At 69.8% G+C, this 14,482-nt stretch carries 13 protein-coding genes; 10 read left to right on the top strand and 3 right to left on the bottom strand.

Translation table 11 applies throughout. The features are described from left to right. Positions 1 to 344 precede the first annotated feature (344 nt). Complete coding sequence (locus tag K8556_RS24980) at positions 345 to 2,018, bottom strand: R3H domain-containing nucleic acid-binding protein (RefSeq protein WP_223742588.1); 1,674 nt, start codon at positions 2,016 to 2,018, stop codon at positions 345 to 347. Positions 2,019 to 2,178: 160 nt separating this feature from the next. On the opposite strand from K8556_RS24980, the gene K8556_RS24975 reads away from it, so the two are divergent. Together K8556_RS24975 and K8556_RS24970 are read left to right on the top strand one after the other, a co-directional pair. Further along, positions 2,179 to 3,741, top strand: coding sequence for an ATP-dependent DNA helicase RecQ (locus K8556_RS24975; protein ID WP_223742587.1), 1,563 nt, complete (start codon positions 2,179 to 2,181; stop codon positions 3,739 to 3,741). Between the two features lie 213 nt (positions 3,742 to 3,954). Further along, positions 3,955 to 4,407, top strand: coding sequence for a response regulator (locus K8556_RS24970; RefSeq protein WP_370639965.1), 453 nt, complete (start codon positions 3,955 to 3,957; stop codon positions 4,405 to 4,407). On the opposite strand, the gene K8556_RS24965 is transcribed toward K8556_RS24970, so the two are convergent. Then, a complete protein-coding gene (locus K8556_RS24965) occupies positions 4,341 to 4,919 on the bottom strand; it encodes a GNAT family N-acetyltransferase (protein WP_223742586.1) in 579 nt (192 codons plus the stop codon). The two genes, K8556_RS24970 and K8556_RS24965, sit on opposite strands and share 67 nt — an antisense overlap. 365 nt (positions 4,920 to 5,284) lie before the next feature. Here K8556_RS24965 and K8556_RS24960 point away from each other — a divergent pair, with 365 nt between their 5' ends. The 4 genes from K8556_RS24960 (at position 5,285) to K8556_RS24945 (ending at position 7,884) form a co-directional block, all read left to right on the top strand. Continuing rightward, complete coding sequence (locus K8556_RS24960; protein ID WP_223742585.1) at positions 5,285 to 5,914, top strand: class I SAM-dependent methyltransferase; 630 nt, start codon at positions 5,285 to 5,287, stop codon at positions 5,912 to 5,914. 45 nt (positions 5,915 to 5,959) lie between these two features. Next, on the top strand, positions 5,960 to 6,883 hold the full coding sequence (locus K8556_RS24955; RefSeq protein ID WP_223742584.1) for a DUF2381 family protein: 924 nt from the start codon (positions 5,960 to 5,962) through the stop codon (positions 6,881 to 6,883). Positions 6,884 to 6,893: 10 nt separating this feature from the next. Next, on the top strand, positions 6,894 to 7,391 hold the full coding sequence (locus tag K8556_RS24950; protein WP_223742583.1) for a hypothetical protein: 498 nt from the start codon (positions 6,894 to 6,896) through the stop codon (positions 7,389 to 7,391). A 139-nt stretch (positions 7,392 to 7,530) separates the two neighbouring features. Beyond that, a complete protein-coding gene (locus K8556_RS24945; RefSeq protein WP_223742582.1) occupies positions 7,531 to 7,884 on the top strand; it encodes a hypothetical protein in 354 nt (117 codons plus the stop codon). Between the two features lie 2 nt (positions 7,885 to 7,886). On the opposite strand, the gene K8556_RS24940 is transcribed toward K8556_RS24945, so the two are convergent. Continuing rightward, complete coding sequence (locus tag K8556_RS24940; protein WP_223742581.1) at positions 7,887 to 9,194, bottom strand: Fic family protein; 1,308 nt, start codon at positions 9,192 to 9,194, stop codon at positions 7,887 to 7,889. 193 nt (positions 9,195 to 9,387) lie between these two features. Here K8556_RS24940 and K8556_RS24935 point away from each other — a divergent pair, with 193 nt between their 5' ends. The 4 genes from K8556_RS24935 (at position 9,388) to kdpB (ending at position 14,474) form a co-directional block, all read left to right on the top strand. Beyond that, complete coding sequence (locus tag K8556_RS24935) at positions 9,388 to 10,476, top strand: outer membrane beta-barrel protein (protein ID WP_223742580.1); 1,089 nt, start codon at positions 9,388 to 9,390, stop codon at positions 10,474 to 10,476. A gap of 117 nt (positions 10,477 to 10,593) precedes the next feature. Continuing rightward, the gene (gene kdpF, locus K8556_RS24930) at positions 10,594 to 10,683 is read left to right on the top strand and encodes a K(+)-transporting ATPase subunit F (protein WP_223742579.1); all 90 of its coding nucleotides are present in this window, start codon (positions 10,594 to 10,596) and stop codon (positions 10,681 to 10,683) included. A 9-nt stretch (positions 10,684 to 10,692) separates the two neighbouring features. Continuing rightward, positions 10,693 to 12,411, top strand: a complete 1,719-nt coding sequence (gene kdpA, locus K8556_RS24925) for a potassium-transporting ATPase subunit KdpA (protein WP_223742578.1) — start codon at positions 10,693 to 10,695, stop codon at positions 12,409 to 12,411. A gap of 2 nt (positions 12,412 to 12,413) precedes the next feature. After that, the gene (kdpB, locus tag K8556_RS24920; protein WP_223742577.1) at positions 12,414 to 14,474 is read left to right on the top strand and encodes a potassium-transporting ATPase subunit KdpB; all 2,061 of its coding nucleotides are present in this window, start codon (positions 12,414 to 12,416) and stop codon (positions 14,472 to 14,474) included. Positions 14,475 to 14,482: the final 8 nt, after the last annotated feature.

Here is a 14,482-nt window from a genome sequence, read left to right as displayed (position 1 = left end):
TCGAAGCTCCTGTCCCCCTTGTCGCTTGGCAGCCGGCCAACTGGCCTCGCTATTCCGCGCAGACCTCCAGTCGGACAAGTTCGCGGGATCCGCCGCCGGCCCGGCCCGTGCCAAACCCGTCCGACAGTAGGACCGGTTCGGGTGAGCCGCCTTGGGCCCGGCCCGTGCCAAACCTGTCCGACAGTAGGACCGGTTCGGGTGCGCCACCGCCGGCCCGGCCCAAACCTGTCCGATAGGTTCGCGCGGTGCCCCTCCCGCCGTAGGCCGTGGTCCAAAACCTGTCCGACAGTCGGACAGGTTTCTCCAGGTCGCCGCCAGCGGGGAGCCCCCCCGGGCCCGATGGCCTACGAGGCGCCTTCGTCCGGGGACGAAGCTTCCAGGCCTTCGCCCTCGTCTTCGTCTGTCTCCTCGCCCACGGCCGACGTGTCGTCGTCCTCCAACTCATCGTCCGGTTCCGGCGCGTCCAAGTACTCCGGCGCGCTGTCGGACGCCTCCGTGAGGACGGTGCCCAACGGGTAGATGACCAGGTGGCGCTGGGGCTCGCTGCCCACGCTCACGGCCTCCAGGTGGTTCTTCACCACCAGGGTGTGCTGCACCTTCCGCAGGCGCGACGGGCGCGGCGCGAGCGGCAGGCTGATTCCCTCCGCGAGCACGCGCTGGATGGCCTCCTCCGCGTCCGCGACCGCGGCGTGCACGTCCGCGGGGTCCACGCCTTCCAACAGGTGGAACTCCGTGCGCAGCGCACGGCGGATCTCCGTGGCGCTGTTGCGCTTGATGGCCAGCACCCGCGCGCCCACGCGTTCCGCCGCGCGGCGCAGCCTGGGCGAGTTCGCGCGGCTTCGCAGCGTGAGCACCACCTCCGCGTTCTCCGGACGGCCCACCACCACGGCCTCCACCGGCAGGTCGCGCAGCACGCGCTCCAGCAGCTCGCGGCTCACCGCGTGCGCGGCGATGCGCGTGGGCCCGGGCCGGGGCGCTCCCAGCGCGGGCGTCCCCTTCGGCACGCGGCCTCCCGGTGGCGTGGCCTCCACCACCTCCGGCGCGGCCTCCACGTGCACGGCGCCGTCCTGTTGCCGCCGCTTCTCTCCGCCCACCTCCGCGCCCGTGAGCAGCCGGTCCACCGCGCCGGCCGTGTCGCGGTGCACGCGCACCTCGTCGCGGCTCACCATCTCCACCACGATGTCGAACGTGGGCGTGCCCTTGCGCTCCGTGACGGTCTTCTGCGTGCCCCGGCGCCGGGCCTCGTCGTCGCTCAGCGTGACGGTCTGCACGCCGCCCACCAGGTCGGACAGCGTGGGGTTCAGCACCAGGTTCTCCAGCGTGTTGCCGTGCGCCGTCGCCACCAACTGCACGCCGCGCTCCGCGATGGTGCGCGCGGCGGCGGCCTCCGCGGCGGTGCCAATCTCATCCACCACGATGGCCTCGGGCATGTGGTTCTCCACCGCCTCGATCATCACGTCGTGCTGACGGTCCGGCCGGCTCACCTGCATCCGCCGAGCGCCGCCGATGCCGGGGTGCGGGATGTCCCCGTCGCCGCCAATCTCGTTGGACGTGTCCACCACCATCACGCGCTTGCCCAGCGTGTCCGCGAGCACGCGCGCCACCTCGCGCAGCTTCGTCGTCTTGCCCACGCCCGGCCGCCCGAGCAGCAGCAGGTTGCGCCCGGACTCCACCAGGTCGCGCAGCATGTCGATGGTGCCCTGGATGGCGCGCCCCACGCGCAGCGTGAGCCCCACCACGCGGCCCTGGCGGTTGCGGATGGCGGACACGCGGTGGAGCGTGCGCTCGATGCCCGCGCGGTTGTCGCCGCCCACCTCGCCCACGCGGGCGAGCACCGCCTGGAGCGCCTCCTGCTCCACGGGCGCCTCCGACAGCCGCGCCACGCCGTGCACCAGCCGCGCCTCCGGCGGCCGCCCCAGGTCCATCACCACTTCCAGCAACTCCGCTTCAGGCAGCCGCCGCACCGCCTCCTGGAGCGACGGCGGCAGCACCGCCACCAGCAGGGCAAAGTCATCCATCCCCCAAAGCTGCCTCGCCCCGCCAGGCCGCGCACGGCTTTCCTGCGCGAGTCCTCGAACCGAACCTCTGGGAGTACACTCCCTCCCAGCCCGGCAGGCGGCCAGGCGCACCGCGCGTGACAGGGAGGAGCCGGGCGGGGGCCATCCCTACCTTCAGGCCATGCCCACCGCGACGCAGGACCGCTCCCCCCTCTGGCCCCAGCTCGAGCAGGAGGCGCGCGAGCGCTTCGGCGTGGAGGACTTCCGGCCCGGCCAGCGGGACATCATCGACGCGGTGCTCGCGGGGCGCGACGTGCTGGGCGTGCTGCCCACGGGCGCGGGCAAGAGCCTCACCTTCCAACTGCCCGCCCTCTTCGTGCCCGGCGCCACGCTGGTGGTGAGCCCGCTGCTCGCGCTGATGCACGACCAGCGCGAACACCTCACGGAGCGCTACGACCTGGACGCGGCGAAGCTGGACTCCACGCTGAAGGCCGGCGAGTTGCGGGCGCTCCAGAAGGAGATCCGCCGGGGCGAGCACGAGTTCATCTACGTCACCCCCGAGCAGTTGGAGAACCCGGAGCGGCTGGCGCTGCTCCAGCGCGCGAACGTCAGCCTCTTCGTGGTGGACGAAGCGCACTGCGTCTCGCAGTGGGGCCACGACTTCCGGCCCGCGTACCTCGCGCTGGGGGACGCCATCCGCGCGCTGGGCAGGCCCCGGGTGCTCGCGCTCACGGCGACCGCCACGCCCCGCGTGCGCGAGGACATCCGCGCGCAGTTGGGACTGGAGGACCCGGTGGTGGTGCGCACCGGCATCCAGCGCGACAACCTCACGCTGGAGGTCCACCGCACGGTGAACCCGGAGCTCAAGCGCCAGAAGCTGCTGGAGCTGCTGCGCGCCAACGACGGCAGCGCCATCGTCTACACGGCCACCGTGCGCAAGGCGGACGAGCTGTGGCGCTGGCTGCGCGCGGAAGGGCTGGAGGCGGGCCGCTACCACGGCAAGCTCAAGGCCTCCGAGCGCGAGGAGAACCAGCGCTGCTTCATGGACGGCACCACGCCGGTGGTGGTGGCGACGAAGGCCTTCGGGCTGGGCATCGACAAGCCGGACCTGCGGCTCGTGGTGCACTACCACTTCCCCGACTCGCTGGAGAGCTACTACCAGGAGGCGGGCCGGGCGGGCCGCGACGGGCTGCCCGCGAAGGCGGCGCTGCTGTACCGGCTGGAGGACCGGCGCATCCAGGGCTTCTTCCTGGGAGGCAAGTACCCGCGCCGCGACGAGAGCCAGCGCCTCTACCAGGCCGCGAACACGCTGTGCGCGCAAGGCAGGGCCGTGGCCCTCAAGCGGCTGGCCGAGGCGAGCGGCCTGGGCGACAAGCGCACCCGCGTGCTGGTGGCGCAGCTCGTGGCCGCGGGCGTGCTGGAGAAGGGCGCGCGAGGCCTCAAGCAACTGCGCGCGTTCGAGACCCCCGAGGAGCTGGACGCGTACCTGCGCGCCTACGAGGACCGCCACCAGGGAGACCGCGAGCGCCTGGACGCGATGATGCGCTACGGGAGCACCACCGCGTGCCGCTGGAAGGTGCTGGGCACCTGGTTCGACGAGCCGCTGGAGGACGACTGCGCCCGCTGCGACAACTGCCGCGCCCGCGCCGAAGGCCGCTTCGAAGCCCGTCCTCCCGCCCGCGCGAGGCCGGCCCTTCTTCACCGGGAGTATCAGTCTGGGGTCGCCGTCGCCCCTGCGGCGTAGGGCCCTTTTTCCCCACCTCCGCGCGACATCGAGCCCTGGAATCCGTACTCAAAGTACAGGTCTCCCGGGTCTTCAGGCTTGGGGGCATTGTGCGCGAATACAGTTATGACGTATATTGCACAGCATACCTGGACGTAATGCACTTCAGACCTTTCCCCCGAGGTCTTGAAAGGCGGAGACGCGATGGCGGAAGGCAAGTTGAAGGCGCTTGTGGTGGATGATGACCCACTGGTGCTGGAGCTGGTGGAGCGCTCCATCAGCCGCTACGGCTTCGAGGTCGTCACCACGCGCGCGGCGCTGGGCGTGGCCAACCTGCTGCGGACCGAGCAGCCGGACATCGTGCTCCTGGACGTGAACATCCCGGCGCTGAGCGGCGACCGCATCCTGGGCGTGGTGCGCCAGTTCGCGGGACCGGACACGCTCTTCATCCTGTACTCGTCCATGGACGAGTCGCGGCTGCGCGAGCTGGTGCGCGCGTCCGGCGCGGACGGCTACATCCCCAAGGGTGTCACCGGTCCGGAGCTGGCGCTGAAGCTGTCCGGCCTGCACCACAAGCGGATGGCGAACCGCCCCACGCCGGTGCGCGCGGACGCCCTGCTTCAGCGCGACGTGCCCGCGCCCCAGTCCCAGAGCACCACGGCCCAGGTGTCGCTGGCGTCGCGGTAGGTGTGGACGGTCTCGAACCCGACCCGCGCGTGCGCGCGCAGGGAGCGGGGGTTGCGAACGGAGACCTCGGTCACGACGCAGTCGAAGCGCGAGCGAAGCTGCTCGCGGTGCTGGTGGTAGAGCGCGTCGAAGAGGCCCTTCCCCCGGTGGGCCTTGTCGACGCACACCTGCCCCATCACGTAGAAGCGCTGGTCCCGCAGCGGCCGGCCCCGGTGTTCGAGCCCTTCGAGGAGCGCGAACATCGGGTCCAGGACCGGAACCCACGCGCGGCACTCGCGGGGCATCACCAGCGCGTACGCCACGACGTCGGAGCCCTGCACGGCGATGACGCTGGGCTCGAGCGCGTGCATGTGCTCCAGCGTGGCCAGGTCATGCTGGACGGTGACGAAGCCCTGGGCGTGCTGCTCCTCGGGTGACAGCGAGGGAGGCAGGTTGCGGCGCTGAAGGGCCAGCACCTGCTCCAGCTCGTCACGGGACTGCACGGCCCTCACGACATACGGATGCGACGTCATGGCGCGGAAGCATAGGCCCGCGCCATGCCTCGAGGCGTCAGCGTTCGAAGACTGCCAGCCCCGGCGGAGGCCTGTCCGGCGGGTCGTCCTGGGGCGCGTCGCGCGGGCCCATGCCGCCGGGGAGTTCGGAGGGCGTTGGCGGAGGAGGGCAGCGACAACGTGGTCATCGGCCCGCTGCGCTCGTCGCTGGGCCGGTCGTGAGGAGGACGCCATCGAAAGATCCGCTGATTCCGTCTGAATCCCCGCTCTGCCATTCCGCGCGGGGGGCGACGCATCTTCCGGTCATGACCCACGAACATTCCGCACATGCGCCGGTGCATGGCTTTGGCGCCGACCGCGCGCCCCATTACGACGCACAGGCAGCGGTGAGTCTCGCCGGCTATCAGGCGGCCTACGAGCTGGGCGTCAGCGCCCTGGCCGCGCACCTGGACGGACAGGAGACGGCGTCACTGCTCCACGTGGGCCTGGGTACGGGCGCGGAGCTGCTGCCCTACCACCGCTTCAGCGTGCCGGGCTGGCGCTTCACGGGCGTGGAGCCCTCCGCGCCGATGCTCGCCGTCGCACGCAAGCGCCTGGAGGAGGAGGGGCTGCTCTCGCGCACGCAGTTGCACGAAGGTGAGCTGCGGACGTTGCCGCAGGGCGAACGCTTCGACGGCGCGCAGTTGATGGGTGTGCTGCACCACGTGGAGGGCGAGGAGGCTCGCCTCGAATTGCTGCGAGAGGTCGCGCGGAGGCTCAAGCCGGGAGCGCCGCTGGTGCTGGGCTGCCGCATCGGCCAGGACCCCGAGCTGACGAAGCTCGAGTTCCGGCGGCTGCGGGCGTACGGCGTGGCGACGGAGAAGCTGGAGGCCCGGAGTCAGGCCATGGCGAAGATGCAGCCCATCGCGTCCGACGCCGCCCTGTTCGCGATGTTCGAGCGGACCGGCTTCGTGGCGCCGAAGACGCTCTTCGTGTCGCTCCAGTACAAGGTCTTCCTCGCGCACCGCGCGCCCTGAGCGCGGCTTGGTCCGCCAGGACGTGGATGCTATGTCCCGGGTTGTATGCGAATCACTCTACCTGGGAGGTGGGCGCTGCTCGGGACGCTGCTCGCCGGGGCCGCCGTGGCGGAGGAGCACGAGCACGCCGTCATCCGGACGCTCTTCCTTCCCGAAGAGCCCGAAGCCGCGCCCCAGCGCATCTACGTGAAGGGACAGGTCGTGACGGTCCTCCGCTTCGAGCAGGACCTCGCGCCGCTCCGGGCACGGCTGGTGGGCGGAGAGGGGCGGTTCGAGCCGGTGGGCGTCGTGGGCCGGAAGGTGGTGCTGGAGCCCCGGCGCGACCTGGCACCGGAGGAGGGCTTCTCCCTGCTCGTCACGTTGTCGGATGCGCGGGAGGTCCCCTTTCTCCTCCGGCCGCCGGGACGGCGCGAACATGGGAGCGCGGACCAGCAGCTCAACGTCTACAAGGACCGGGACAGTTACGAGGCCATGGCTTCGGCGCTGTTGGATTCGGAGAAGGAGAACAAGACCCTCCGCGAGGAGAACGAGCGGCTCCACAAGGAGGAGGTCTCCGAGGACCATGCGCTGGCGGCCCTGCTGACCACGGGCGCGGTGGCGCAGACGCCATTCGGTGTCGCGGATCATTTCTCCGGCACGGATGGCGACACGGCAATGGATGGCACCGTCTACCGGGGCACGGGCAAGGCCGCGGTCGTGTTCAAGGTGAAGAACCTGACCGCTCGGCGCCCGTGGAGCATGAGCTCCGTGCGGCTCGTGGGCAGGTCGGACACGCGTGAGCGGCCGTTGGCGGTCCGGTCATCCTCCGCGGTGATTGCACCTGGGACCTCGGGCGTCATCGGGCTTGTCGTGGACGGGAGCGCGTTCGTGGACGGCGGGACTCTGACCTCCCTGTTCCTGGAGCTGTACCGGCACGATGGACTGCGGCAGGCGGTTGTTGAGTTGAGCCCGAGCTTGCTCGGGAAGTAGGAACAGCCGCATGACCTCGCGTCGATACGTGCTCGTGGCCTGGATGGGCCTGCTGGTCCTTCATCCGGGTTGTGCGACGACCCTGGGCGACGTCCGCCTGCATGCGGATGGGACGCCCATGTCGGAGAAGTGCCCGGAGAAGTCGCTGGAAGTGATGCGGTACCTGCAGCTCTACGTGGGCGAAGCCGCGTGGGTCCAACTGGATGCGAACCAGAGCCGGGCGGAGCACATCACGCTTCACGACGGGCCCATCGAGAGTGTGCTGGATGAAGACATCGGGACGTTGGAGGCGCCCATGCGCCTCTACGGTCGCGTCTGGACGGGGGGAGAGCAGCCGGTCATCCGGTACTACGAAGCGCAGTTCCTGAAGGGAAAGGACCGCGTGCCCATCTGCGCGGTGGCGAGGCTCGGCTTCGGGCAACTGCGCAAGCGACCTGAGTCCAAGCCGGGGACAGCGATCCTCAACTCCTCGCGTGCGGGTGTGTACATCGTGGATGAGTTCCGCTGACCCCTGAGCCGCCAGGGATTCGAGGCGGCATCAGAATTCCGAGGCCGCCACCTGCCGCCAAGCGCGCGGAATCGCTGAGCCACCCTTCTGGTCCACAGCTTGCTCCCGGCATGAGGCTTCACGATTCCAAGGAGCCACGATGCTCTGGATGCGGATGCTGGGCGGTTGTTTGGCGGTGATGACCCTGGCGGCCTGTGGGTCGGGTGACGAAGGCGGGCAGGGGAGGCTGAAGCTGAGGGAGGGGCAGTCGCTGGACCTGGCGCAGGAGTGCGGCGTGGACCTGCCCCAGTGTCCGCAAGGCCTGTCCTGCCTCGTGCTCAAGCTGGACGGCGTGTCCAAGGCACGCTGTGTGGACGATTCCAAGGTCTGCACCGAGCTCGTGTCCTGCACGGGCGGCACCACGTGCGCCATCCTGGACTCGTACCCCGGACAGGTCGCCTGCTCGGGCAAGTGCACCTCGGACTGCGACTCGTCCGTGTCCAGCAGTCCGTGAGGTCAGCGGAGCTGAAGCAGGTGCTGTATGGCGGCGGTCCAGAACTCCGTGGCAAGCTTGATCACGGAGACATCGGACTCGGCCTGACTGTCGTTCCCGTCGCTCACGACGCGAAAGGTGTGCCCTGTGGGAACCGCCTCGATGCGGTGGTCCCGGGGCGCGGCTTCCGTGCCGGGAAGGGTCAGTCGAACGCCAGTGCCCTCCTTGTTCCATCCGCCAATCCCTCCTCCCGGAGGGATCGCGCTGAAGGAGAGATCCATGTGGGCGCCGTGGCTGTCACCCACCAGACCGAAGAGCCAATAGGGAGCTTTCTGGATAGAGGCCCACTCACGCTCAGTCAGTGCAGGAAGGTCAGACACCTGCAGGCGCGGTCGATTGCCCTCCGGGAACTTCGCCATCAACTGCCCCGCGAAGTCCACGAGTGAGCCATGAAGCACACGGACGGCCTCGTACCAACGGCCGAACTGGGATGACGTCGCGGCTCGCGTCTTGCCCAACTGCTCCGCCAGGTAATCAATCGCGGGCTCACGGACCTCGGTGATCTCACGGGACGCGCGCTCGTATTCTTCGAAGCTTTGGTCCAGACGGTCGAGCGTCAACTCTACCATCGCGGTGATGTCTCCCGAATGGGATGCATCGAGCGCCAGGTAATACCGGGCCCGGTCCTCGACGAGCAGGACGATGGCGGGGTAGTGCTCCCGCATCAGCAACAGGTTGGCGAGCAACCTCCCTGTTCGTCCGTTTCCATCCACGAAGGGATGAATCGTCTCGAACCACGCATGCGCGATGGCGCAGACGACCACCGCATGCTCGGTCTTGGCTCCAGCCAACCATTCGCCGAACGTCTGCATCTCCTCAGGTACCTGGACCGCTTGCGGAGGCACGTGCTTCGTTCCGCCGATCCGGACGTTGATGCGCCGATAGACACCGGCGTTCTCAGGATCAATGACGCGCAGGACGACGCCGTGTATCTCGCGCACGTCCCGCTCACCCAACACGGTCTCCTTGCTGGCCAGCGCTTCAACGAAGTCGAGCGCGTGCGCGAGGTTCACCGCCTCGAAGTGGTCCTTCAGTGACTTGCCCGCGATGGTGATGCCGTCCTCCACCACTGCGCGCGTCTCTGGCAGGGTCAGACGGTTCCCTTCGATCGCGTTTGAATTGTACGTGTGGTGGATCCGGAACCAGTGTCTCAGGTTCTCCACTGCGGCCGGTGGCATCCGAGTAGCACGCAGCCGACGCATCCGCTCGGTCGCCTGCTGAAGTCTGGGTTCGATGCTTTCGCTCCACCGGTACGGATGCACGCCAACCACCTCCGCTTTCCACTGTAACCGCTTCCCGGTGCTTGTCCGTCCGCCGCCGCCCCCTTTCACCTCGCAGGGGCGCACGGGGCCAGTTCGTGCACATTGCAACCCGGGCATGAACCGTGCCCCCGCAACCTCTCGGAATGGTTGGGCCTGACCGGGGCCCGCTCCGGTACGGCGGATGCTCATGGGGGAGCCCGGTATGTGTGCTCCCGAACTCGCCTCCCGGCTGCTTCCCCTGCTCCTGTCCCAGGCCTCCCCCGAAGCGCCCTCCGCGCTCTCCCGGCTCCAGGTCGAGGGCGGGGTGGACGCCTACTACGGCTACAACCTCAACCGCCCCGGCAGCGACGTGAACTTCCTGCCGGGCACGGGCACCACCGCCCGGCGACACGATGAAATCACCGTCAACCTGGCGTCGCTGGGAGTGAGCCTGGCGCCGGAGCCGGTGGGCTTCCGCGTCCTGCTCGGCTTCGGCACCGGCATCGACGTGCTGCACCGCGCGGAGCCCGAGGAGGACGCCACCGGCCCGGACGTCTGGCGTTACGTGCAGCAGGCCTCGCTGTCCTTCGCGCAGGGCCCGCTCACCCTGGAGGCGGGTATCTACCCCAGCCACATCGGCTTCGAGTCCTTCCAGTCCCAGCTCAACTGGACCTACACCCGCTCGTGGATGGGCGAGTTCTCGCCCTATTACCAGACAGGCCTCAAGGGGACCTGGCGCTTCGATGAGCGCTGGAGCGCGCAACTGCATCTGCTCAATGGCTGGCAGACCATCGGGGACAACAACGACGGCAAGGCCCTGGGCACGCAGGTCGCCTACGCGGGCGACCGGCTGAGCGCGGCCTTCAACACCTTCGTGGGCGACGAGGGCGCTGACGGCGACGAAGGCCTGCGTCTGTTCGCGGACACGGTCGTCACCCTGAAGGTCACCGACGCGGTGAGCATCGCCGGCAGCGCGGACCTCGGCCGGCAGGCCCGCCCCGGGGCCTCCGCCGCCCTCTGGTACGCGGCGGGCGCGAACGTGCGCGTGCAGGTCGCGGGGCCCGTGGCCATGACCGCGCGCGCGGAGGTGTACCGCGACCGGGACGGCCTGCTCAGCGGCACCGCGCAGACCCTGGCTGAGGGCACCCTCACCCTGGAAGTGAAGCCCGCTGAACACCTCGTCCTCAAGGCCGAGGCCCGCCACGACCACTCGACCCAGAACGTCTTCGACGGTCCGGCGCGCGGGACGCAGCCGCCCCTGCCGCGCCAGCACCAGACGTTGTTCGTGGTGGGCGCGGCCGCCACCTTCTGAACCCCGAAGTGGAGCTTTCACCCATGGACCTCGTCCTCATCCTGGTGACCATCGGTTTCTTCGCGCTCTGCGCGGCCTACACCCACGGCTGCGAGCGCTTGTGAGGAGTCCCCTGCCATGACCTTCGAATACGTCGCTGGCATCGCGCTCGCGGTGCTGCTGTCCCTCTACCTCGTCTACGCCCTGCTCCAGCCGGAGCGCTTCTAGGACTCCGCCATGACCCTCGTCGGCTGGTCGCAGCTCCTGCTGTTCTTCGCCCTGGTGCTCGCGTTGACGAAGCCCGTGGGCACCTACCTCTTCCGCGTCTTCGAATCCGGGACGCCGCCCCTGCCGCGCGTGCTCGGCCCCGTGGAGCGGGTCCTCCTGCGCCTGTGTGGCGTGAACCGTGAACAGGAGCAGACCTGGGGCCAGTACACCGCCTCCCTGCTCGCCTTCAGCCTGTTCAGCGTGCTGGGCGTCTACGCGCTCCAGCGCCTCCAGCACGTGCTCCCCTTCAACCCCCAGGGGCTGCCCGCGGTGGGCCCGGAGCTCGCCTTCAACACCGCCGCCAGCTTCACCTCCAACACCAACTGGCAGTCATACGGCGGAGAATCCACGATGAGCTACGCCACCCAGATGTGGGGCCTGACGTGGCAGAACTTCGCGTCCGCCGCCGCCGGCCTGGGCGTCGCGCTCGCCCTCGCGCGCGGCCTCACCCGCCGCGCCGGTCCGGAGGGCCGCGAGACGCTGGGCAGCTTCTGGGTGGACCTGGTGCGCGGCACCCTCTACGTGTTCCTGCCCCTCAGCTTCGTCGTGGCCCTGTTCTTCGTGTCCCAGGGCGTGCTCCAGAACCTGGCCCCCTACCACGGCGTCTCCACCCTGGAGGGGGCGAAGCAGACGCTCGCCTTCGGCCCCGTGGCCTCGCAGGAGGCCATCAAGATGCTGGGCACCAACGGCGGCGGCTTCTTCAACGCCAACAGCGCCCACCCCTTCGAAAACCCCACCCCGCTCACCAACCTGGTCCAACTGCTGCTCATCTTCGTGCTGCCCGCGGGCCTCACGTACACCTACGGCAAGATGACCGGCGACACGAAGCAGGGCTGGGCCCTCTTCGCGGCCATGGCCATCCTCTTCCTCGTGGGCGCGGCGGCAAGCTACGCCGCGGAGGCCCAGCCCAACCCCGCGCTCGCCTCCGCGAGCGTCGCCCAGGCCGGGAACCTGGAGGGCAAGGAGACGCGCTTCGGCGTCGCGGCCTCCACGCTGTTCGCCACCGTCACCACCGACGCGTCGTGTGGCGCGGTCAACTCCATGCACGACAGCTTCACCGCGCTGGGCGGGCTGGTGCCCCTGGTCAACATGCAACTGGGCGAGGTCATCTTCGGCGGCGTCGGCGCGGGCCTCTACGGCATCCTCGTGATGGCGGTGCTCGCGGTGTTCATCGCGGGCCTGATGGTGGGCCGCACCCCGGAGTTCCTCGGCAAGAAGATCGAAGCGCGCGAGATGAAGCTCGCCATGCTGTACGTGCTCATCTTCCCGCTGGTCATCCTGGGGCTGTCCGCGGTGGGCGCCGTGACTCCGCAGGGCACGTCGTCCCTCAACAACGCGGGCCCCCACGGCCTGTCGGAGATCCTCTACGCGTTCACCAGCGGCGTGGCCAACAACGGCAGCGCCTTCGCGGGCCTCAACGCCAACACCCCATTCTGGAACATCGGCCTGGGCCTGGCCATGCTCGCCGGACGCTTCCTGATGATGGTGCCGGTGCTGGCGCTGGCCGGCTCGCTGGTGGGCAAGAAGGCCGTGGCCCCCGGCCCGGGCACCTTCCCCACCGAGGGCGCCCTCTTCACCGGCCTGCTCGTGAGCGTCGTCGTCATCGTGGGCGCGCTGACGTTCTTCCCCGTCCTGTCCCTGGGCCCCATCGTCGAGCACTTCCTCGGCGCGGCCGGAAAGGTGTACTGACCATGGCTCCCGCCAACAAGCCGGCCTCCCTGCTGGATCCGGCGCTGCTCAAGCCCGCCGTCTGGGAGAGCCTCAAGAAGCTCCACCCCCGCGACGTGGCCCGCAACCCCGTGATGTTCGTGGTGTGGGCCGGCAGCCTCCTCACCACGGTGTTCGTCATCAAGGACCTGGTGGCCCGCCAGCCGGACAGCGCGCCCGTGTGGTTCACCGTGATGGTGATGCTGTGGCTGTGGTTCACCGTCCTCTTCGCCAACTTCGCGGAGGCCGTGGCGGAGGGCCGCGGCAAGGCCCAGGCGAGCGCCCTGCGCCGCATGCGCCAGGACACCCAGGCCCGCCGCCTCACCCAGGACGGCCGGGAGGAGCGCGTGGGCGCCCCCGCCCTGCGCAAGGGAGACCGCGTGGTGTGCGAGGCCGGAGACCTCATCCCCGGCGACGGCGAGGTGGTGGAGGGCATCGCCAGCGTGGACGAGTCCGCCGTCACCGGCGAGTCCGCCCCCGTCATCCGCGAGTCCGGCGGCGACCGCTCCGCCGTCACCGGCGGCACGAAGGTGCTGTCCGACCGCATCGTCATCCGCATCAGCGTGGACCCGGGCGAGTCGTTCCTCGACCGGATGATCGGCCTGGTGGAGGGCGCGGCCCGCAAGAAGACGCCCAACGAAATCGCGCTGCACATCCTGCTGGTGGGCCTCACGCTGGTGTTCCTGCTGGCGTGCGTGACGCTGGTGCCGCTGGCGCTCTACTCGGGCGTGCCGCTGTCCGGCACGGCGGTGGTGGCGCTGCTGGTGTGCCTCATCCCCACGACCATCGGCGGCCTGCTGAGCGCCATCGGCATCGCGGGCATGGACCGGCTGCTGCGCAAGAACGTGCTCGCGCTCAGCGGGCGCGCGGTGGAGGCGGCGGGGGACGTGGACACGCTGCTGCTCGACAAGACGGGCACCATCACCCTGGGCAACCGCATGGCCTCGGAGCTGCTGCCCATGCCGGGCGTGCGCGTGGAGGAGCTGGCGGAGGCCGCGCAGCTCGCGAGCCTCGCGGACGAGACGCCGGAGGGGCGCTCCGTCGTCACGCTGGTCAAGGACACGTACAAGATGCGCCCGCGCGAGCTGCGAGCGCACCAGGCCACCTTCGTCCCCTTCACCGCGCAGACGCGCATGAGCGGCTGTGACCTGGTGGATCCGCATCCCCGGAGCATCCGCAAGGGCGCGGTGGACGCCATGGTGCGCCACGTGCAGGCGCAGGGCGGCACCGTGCCGGAGGCGCTGACCCAGGCGGCGGGCCGCATCGGTGACGCGGGGGGCACGCCGCTCGCCGTGGCGGACGGCGGGCGGGTGCTGGGCATCATCCACCTCAAGGACGTGGTGAAGGGCGGCATCAAGGAGCGCTTCGACCGCTTCCGCGCCATGGGCATCCGCACGGTGATGATCACCGGCGACAACCCGCGCACCGCGGCGGCCATCGCGAAGGAGGCCGGCGTGGACGACTTCCTGGCGGAGGCGACCCCGGAGGCGAAGCTCGCGCTCATCCGCGCGGAGCAGGGCAAGGGCAAGCTCGTGGCCATGACGGGCGACGGCACCAACGACGCGCCCGCGCTGGCCCAGGCGGACGTGGGCGTGGCGATGAACACCGGCACCCAGGCCGCCAAGGAGGCCGGCAACATGGTGGACCTGGACTCCAACCCCACCAAGCTCCTGGAGGTGGTGGAGGTGGGCAAGCAGTTGCTGATGACGCGAGGCACGCTGACGACGTTCTCCATCGCCAACGACGTCGCGAAGTACTTCGCCATCCTCCCGGCCCTCTTCATGGGCGTCTTCCCGCAGATTGCCCCGCTCAACGTGATGGGCCTGACGTCCCCGTTCAGCGCCATCCTGTCCGCCGTCATCTTCAACGCGCTCATCATCGTGGCGCTCATCCCGCTGGCGCTGAAGGGCGTGCGCTACCGCCCGCTGGGCGCGGCGGCCCTGCTGCGCCGCAGCCTGCTGCTCTACGGCGCGGGCGGCGTCATCGTCCCGTTCGTGGGCATCAAGGTCATCGACGTGCTGCTCACCACCGTGGGCCTGGCCTGAGCACACAA

The organism is Corallococcus sp. AS-1-12, assembly GCF_020036995.1.
In the GTDB taxonomy this organism is placed as follows: domain Bacteria; phylum Myxococcota; class Myxococcia; order Myxococcales; family Myxococcaceae; genus Corallococcus.
The sequence above is the reverse complement of the archived record's forward strand: the minus strand, read 5'-3'. Positions and strand labels throughout refer to the sequence as shown.

Excerpts from the sequence above, each read along its gene's own strand:
- K8556_RS24945 (WP_223742582.1), top strand. The coding sequence starts at position 7,531 with ATGCTCTGGATGCGGATGCTGGGCGGTTGTTTGGCGGTGATGACCCTG.
- K8556_RS24965 (WP_223742586.1), bottom strand. The coding sequence starts at position 4,919 with ATGACGTCGCATCCGTATGTCGTGAGGGCCGTGCAGTCCCGTGACGAG.
- K8556_RS24975 (WP_223742587.1), top strand. The coding sequence starts at position 2,179 with ATGCCCACCGCGACGCAGGACCGCTCCCCCCTCTGGCCCCAGCTCGAG.
- K8556_RS24980 (WP_223742588.1), bottom strand. The coding sequence starts at position 2,018 with ATGGATGACTTTGCCCTGCTGGTGGCGGTGCTGCCGCCGTCGCTCCAG.
- K8556_RS24935 (WP_223742580.1), top strand. The coding sequence starts at position 9,388 with ATGTGTGCTCCCGAACTCGCCTCCCGGCTGCTTCCCCTGCTCCTGTCC.
- kdpB (WP_223742577.1), top strand. The coding sequence starts at position 12,414 with ATGGCTCCCGCCAACAAGCCGGCCTCCCTGCTGGATCCGGCGCTGCTC.
- K8556_RS24955 (WP_223742584.1), top strand. The coding sequence starts at position 5,960 with ATGCGAATCACTCTACCTGGGAGGTGGGCGCTGCTCGGGACGCTGCTC.
- K8556_RS24950 (WP_223742583.1), top strand. The coding sequence starts at position 6,894 with ATGACCTCGCGTCGATACGTGCTCGTGGCCTGGATGGGCCTGCTGGTC.
- kdpF (WP_223742579.1), top strand. The coding sequence starts at position 10,594 with ATGACCTTCGAATACGTCGCTGGCATCGCGCTCGCGGTGCTGCTGTCC.
- kdpA (WP_223742578.1), top strand. The coding sequence starts at position 10,693 with ATGACCCTCGTCGGCTGGTCGCAGCTCCTGCTGTTCTTCGCCCTGGTG.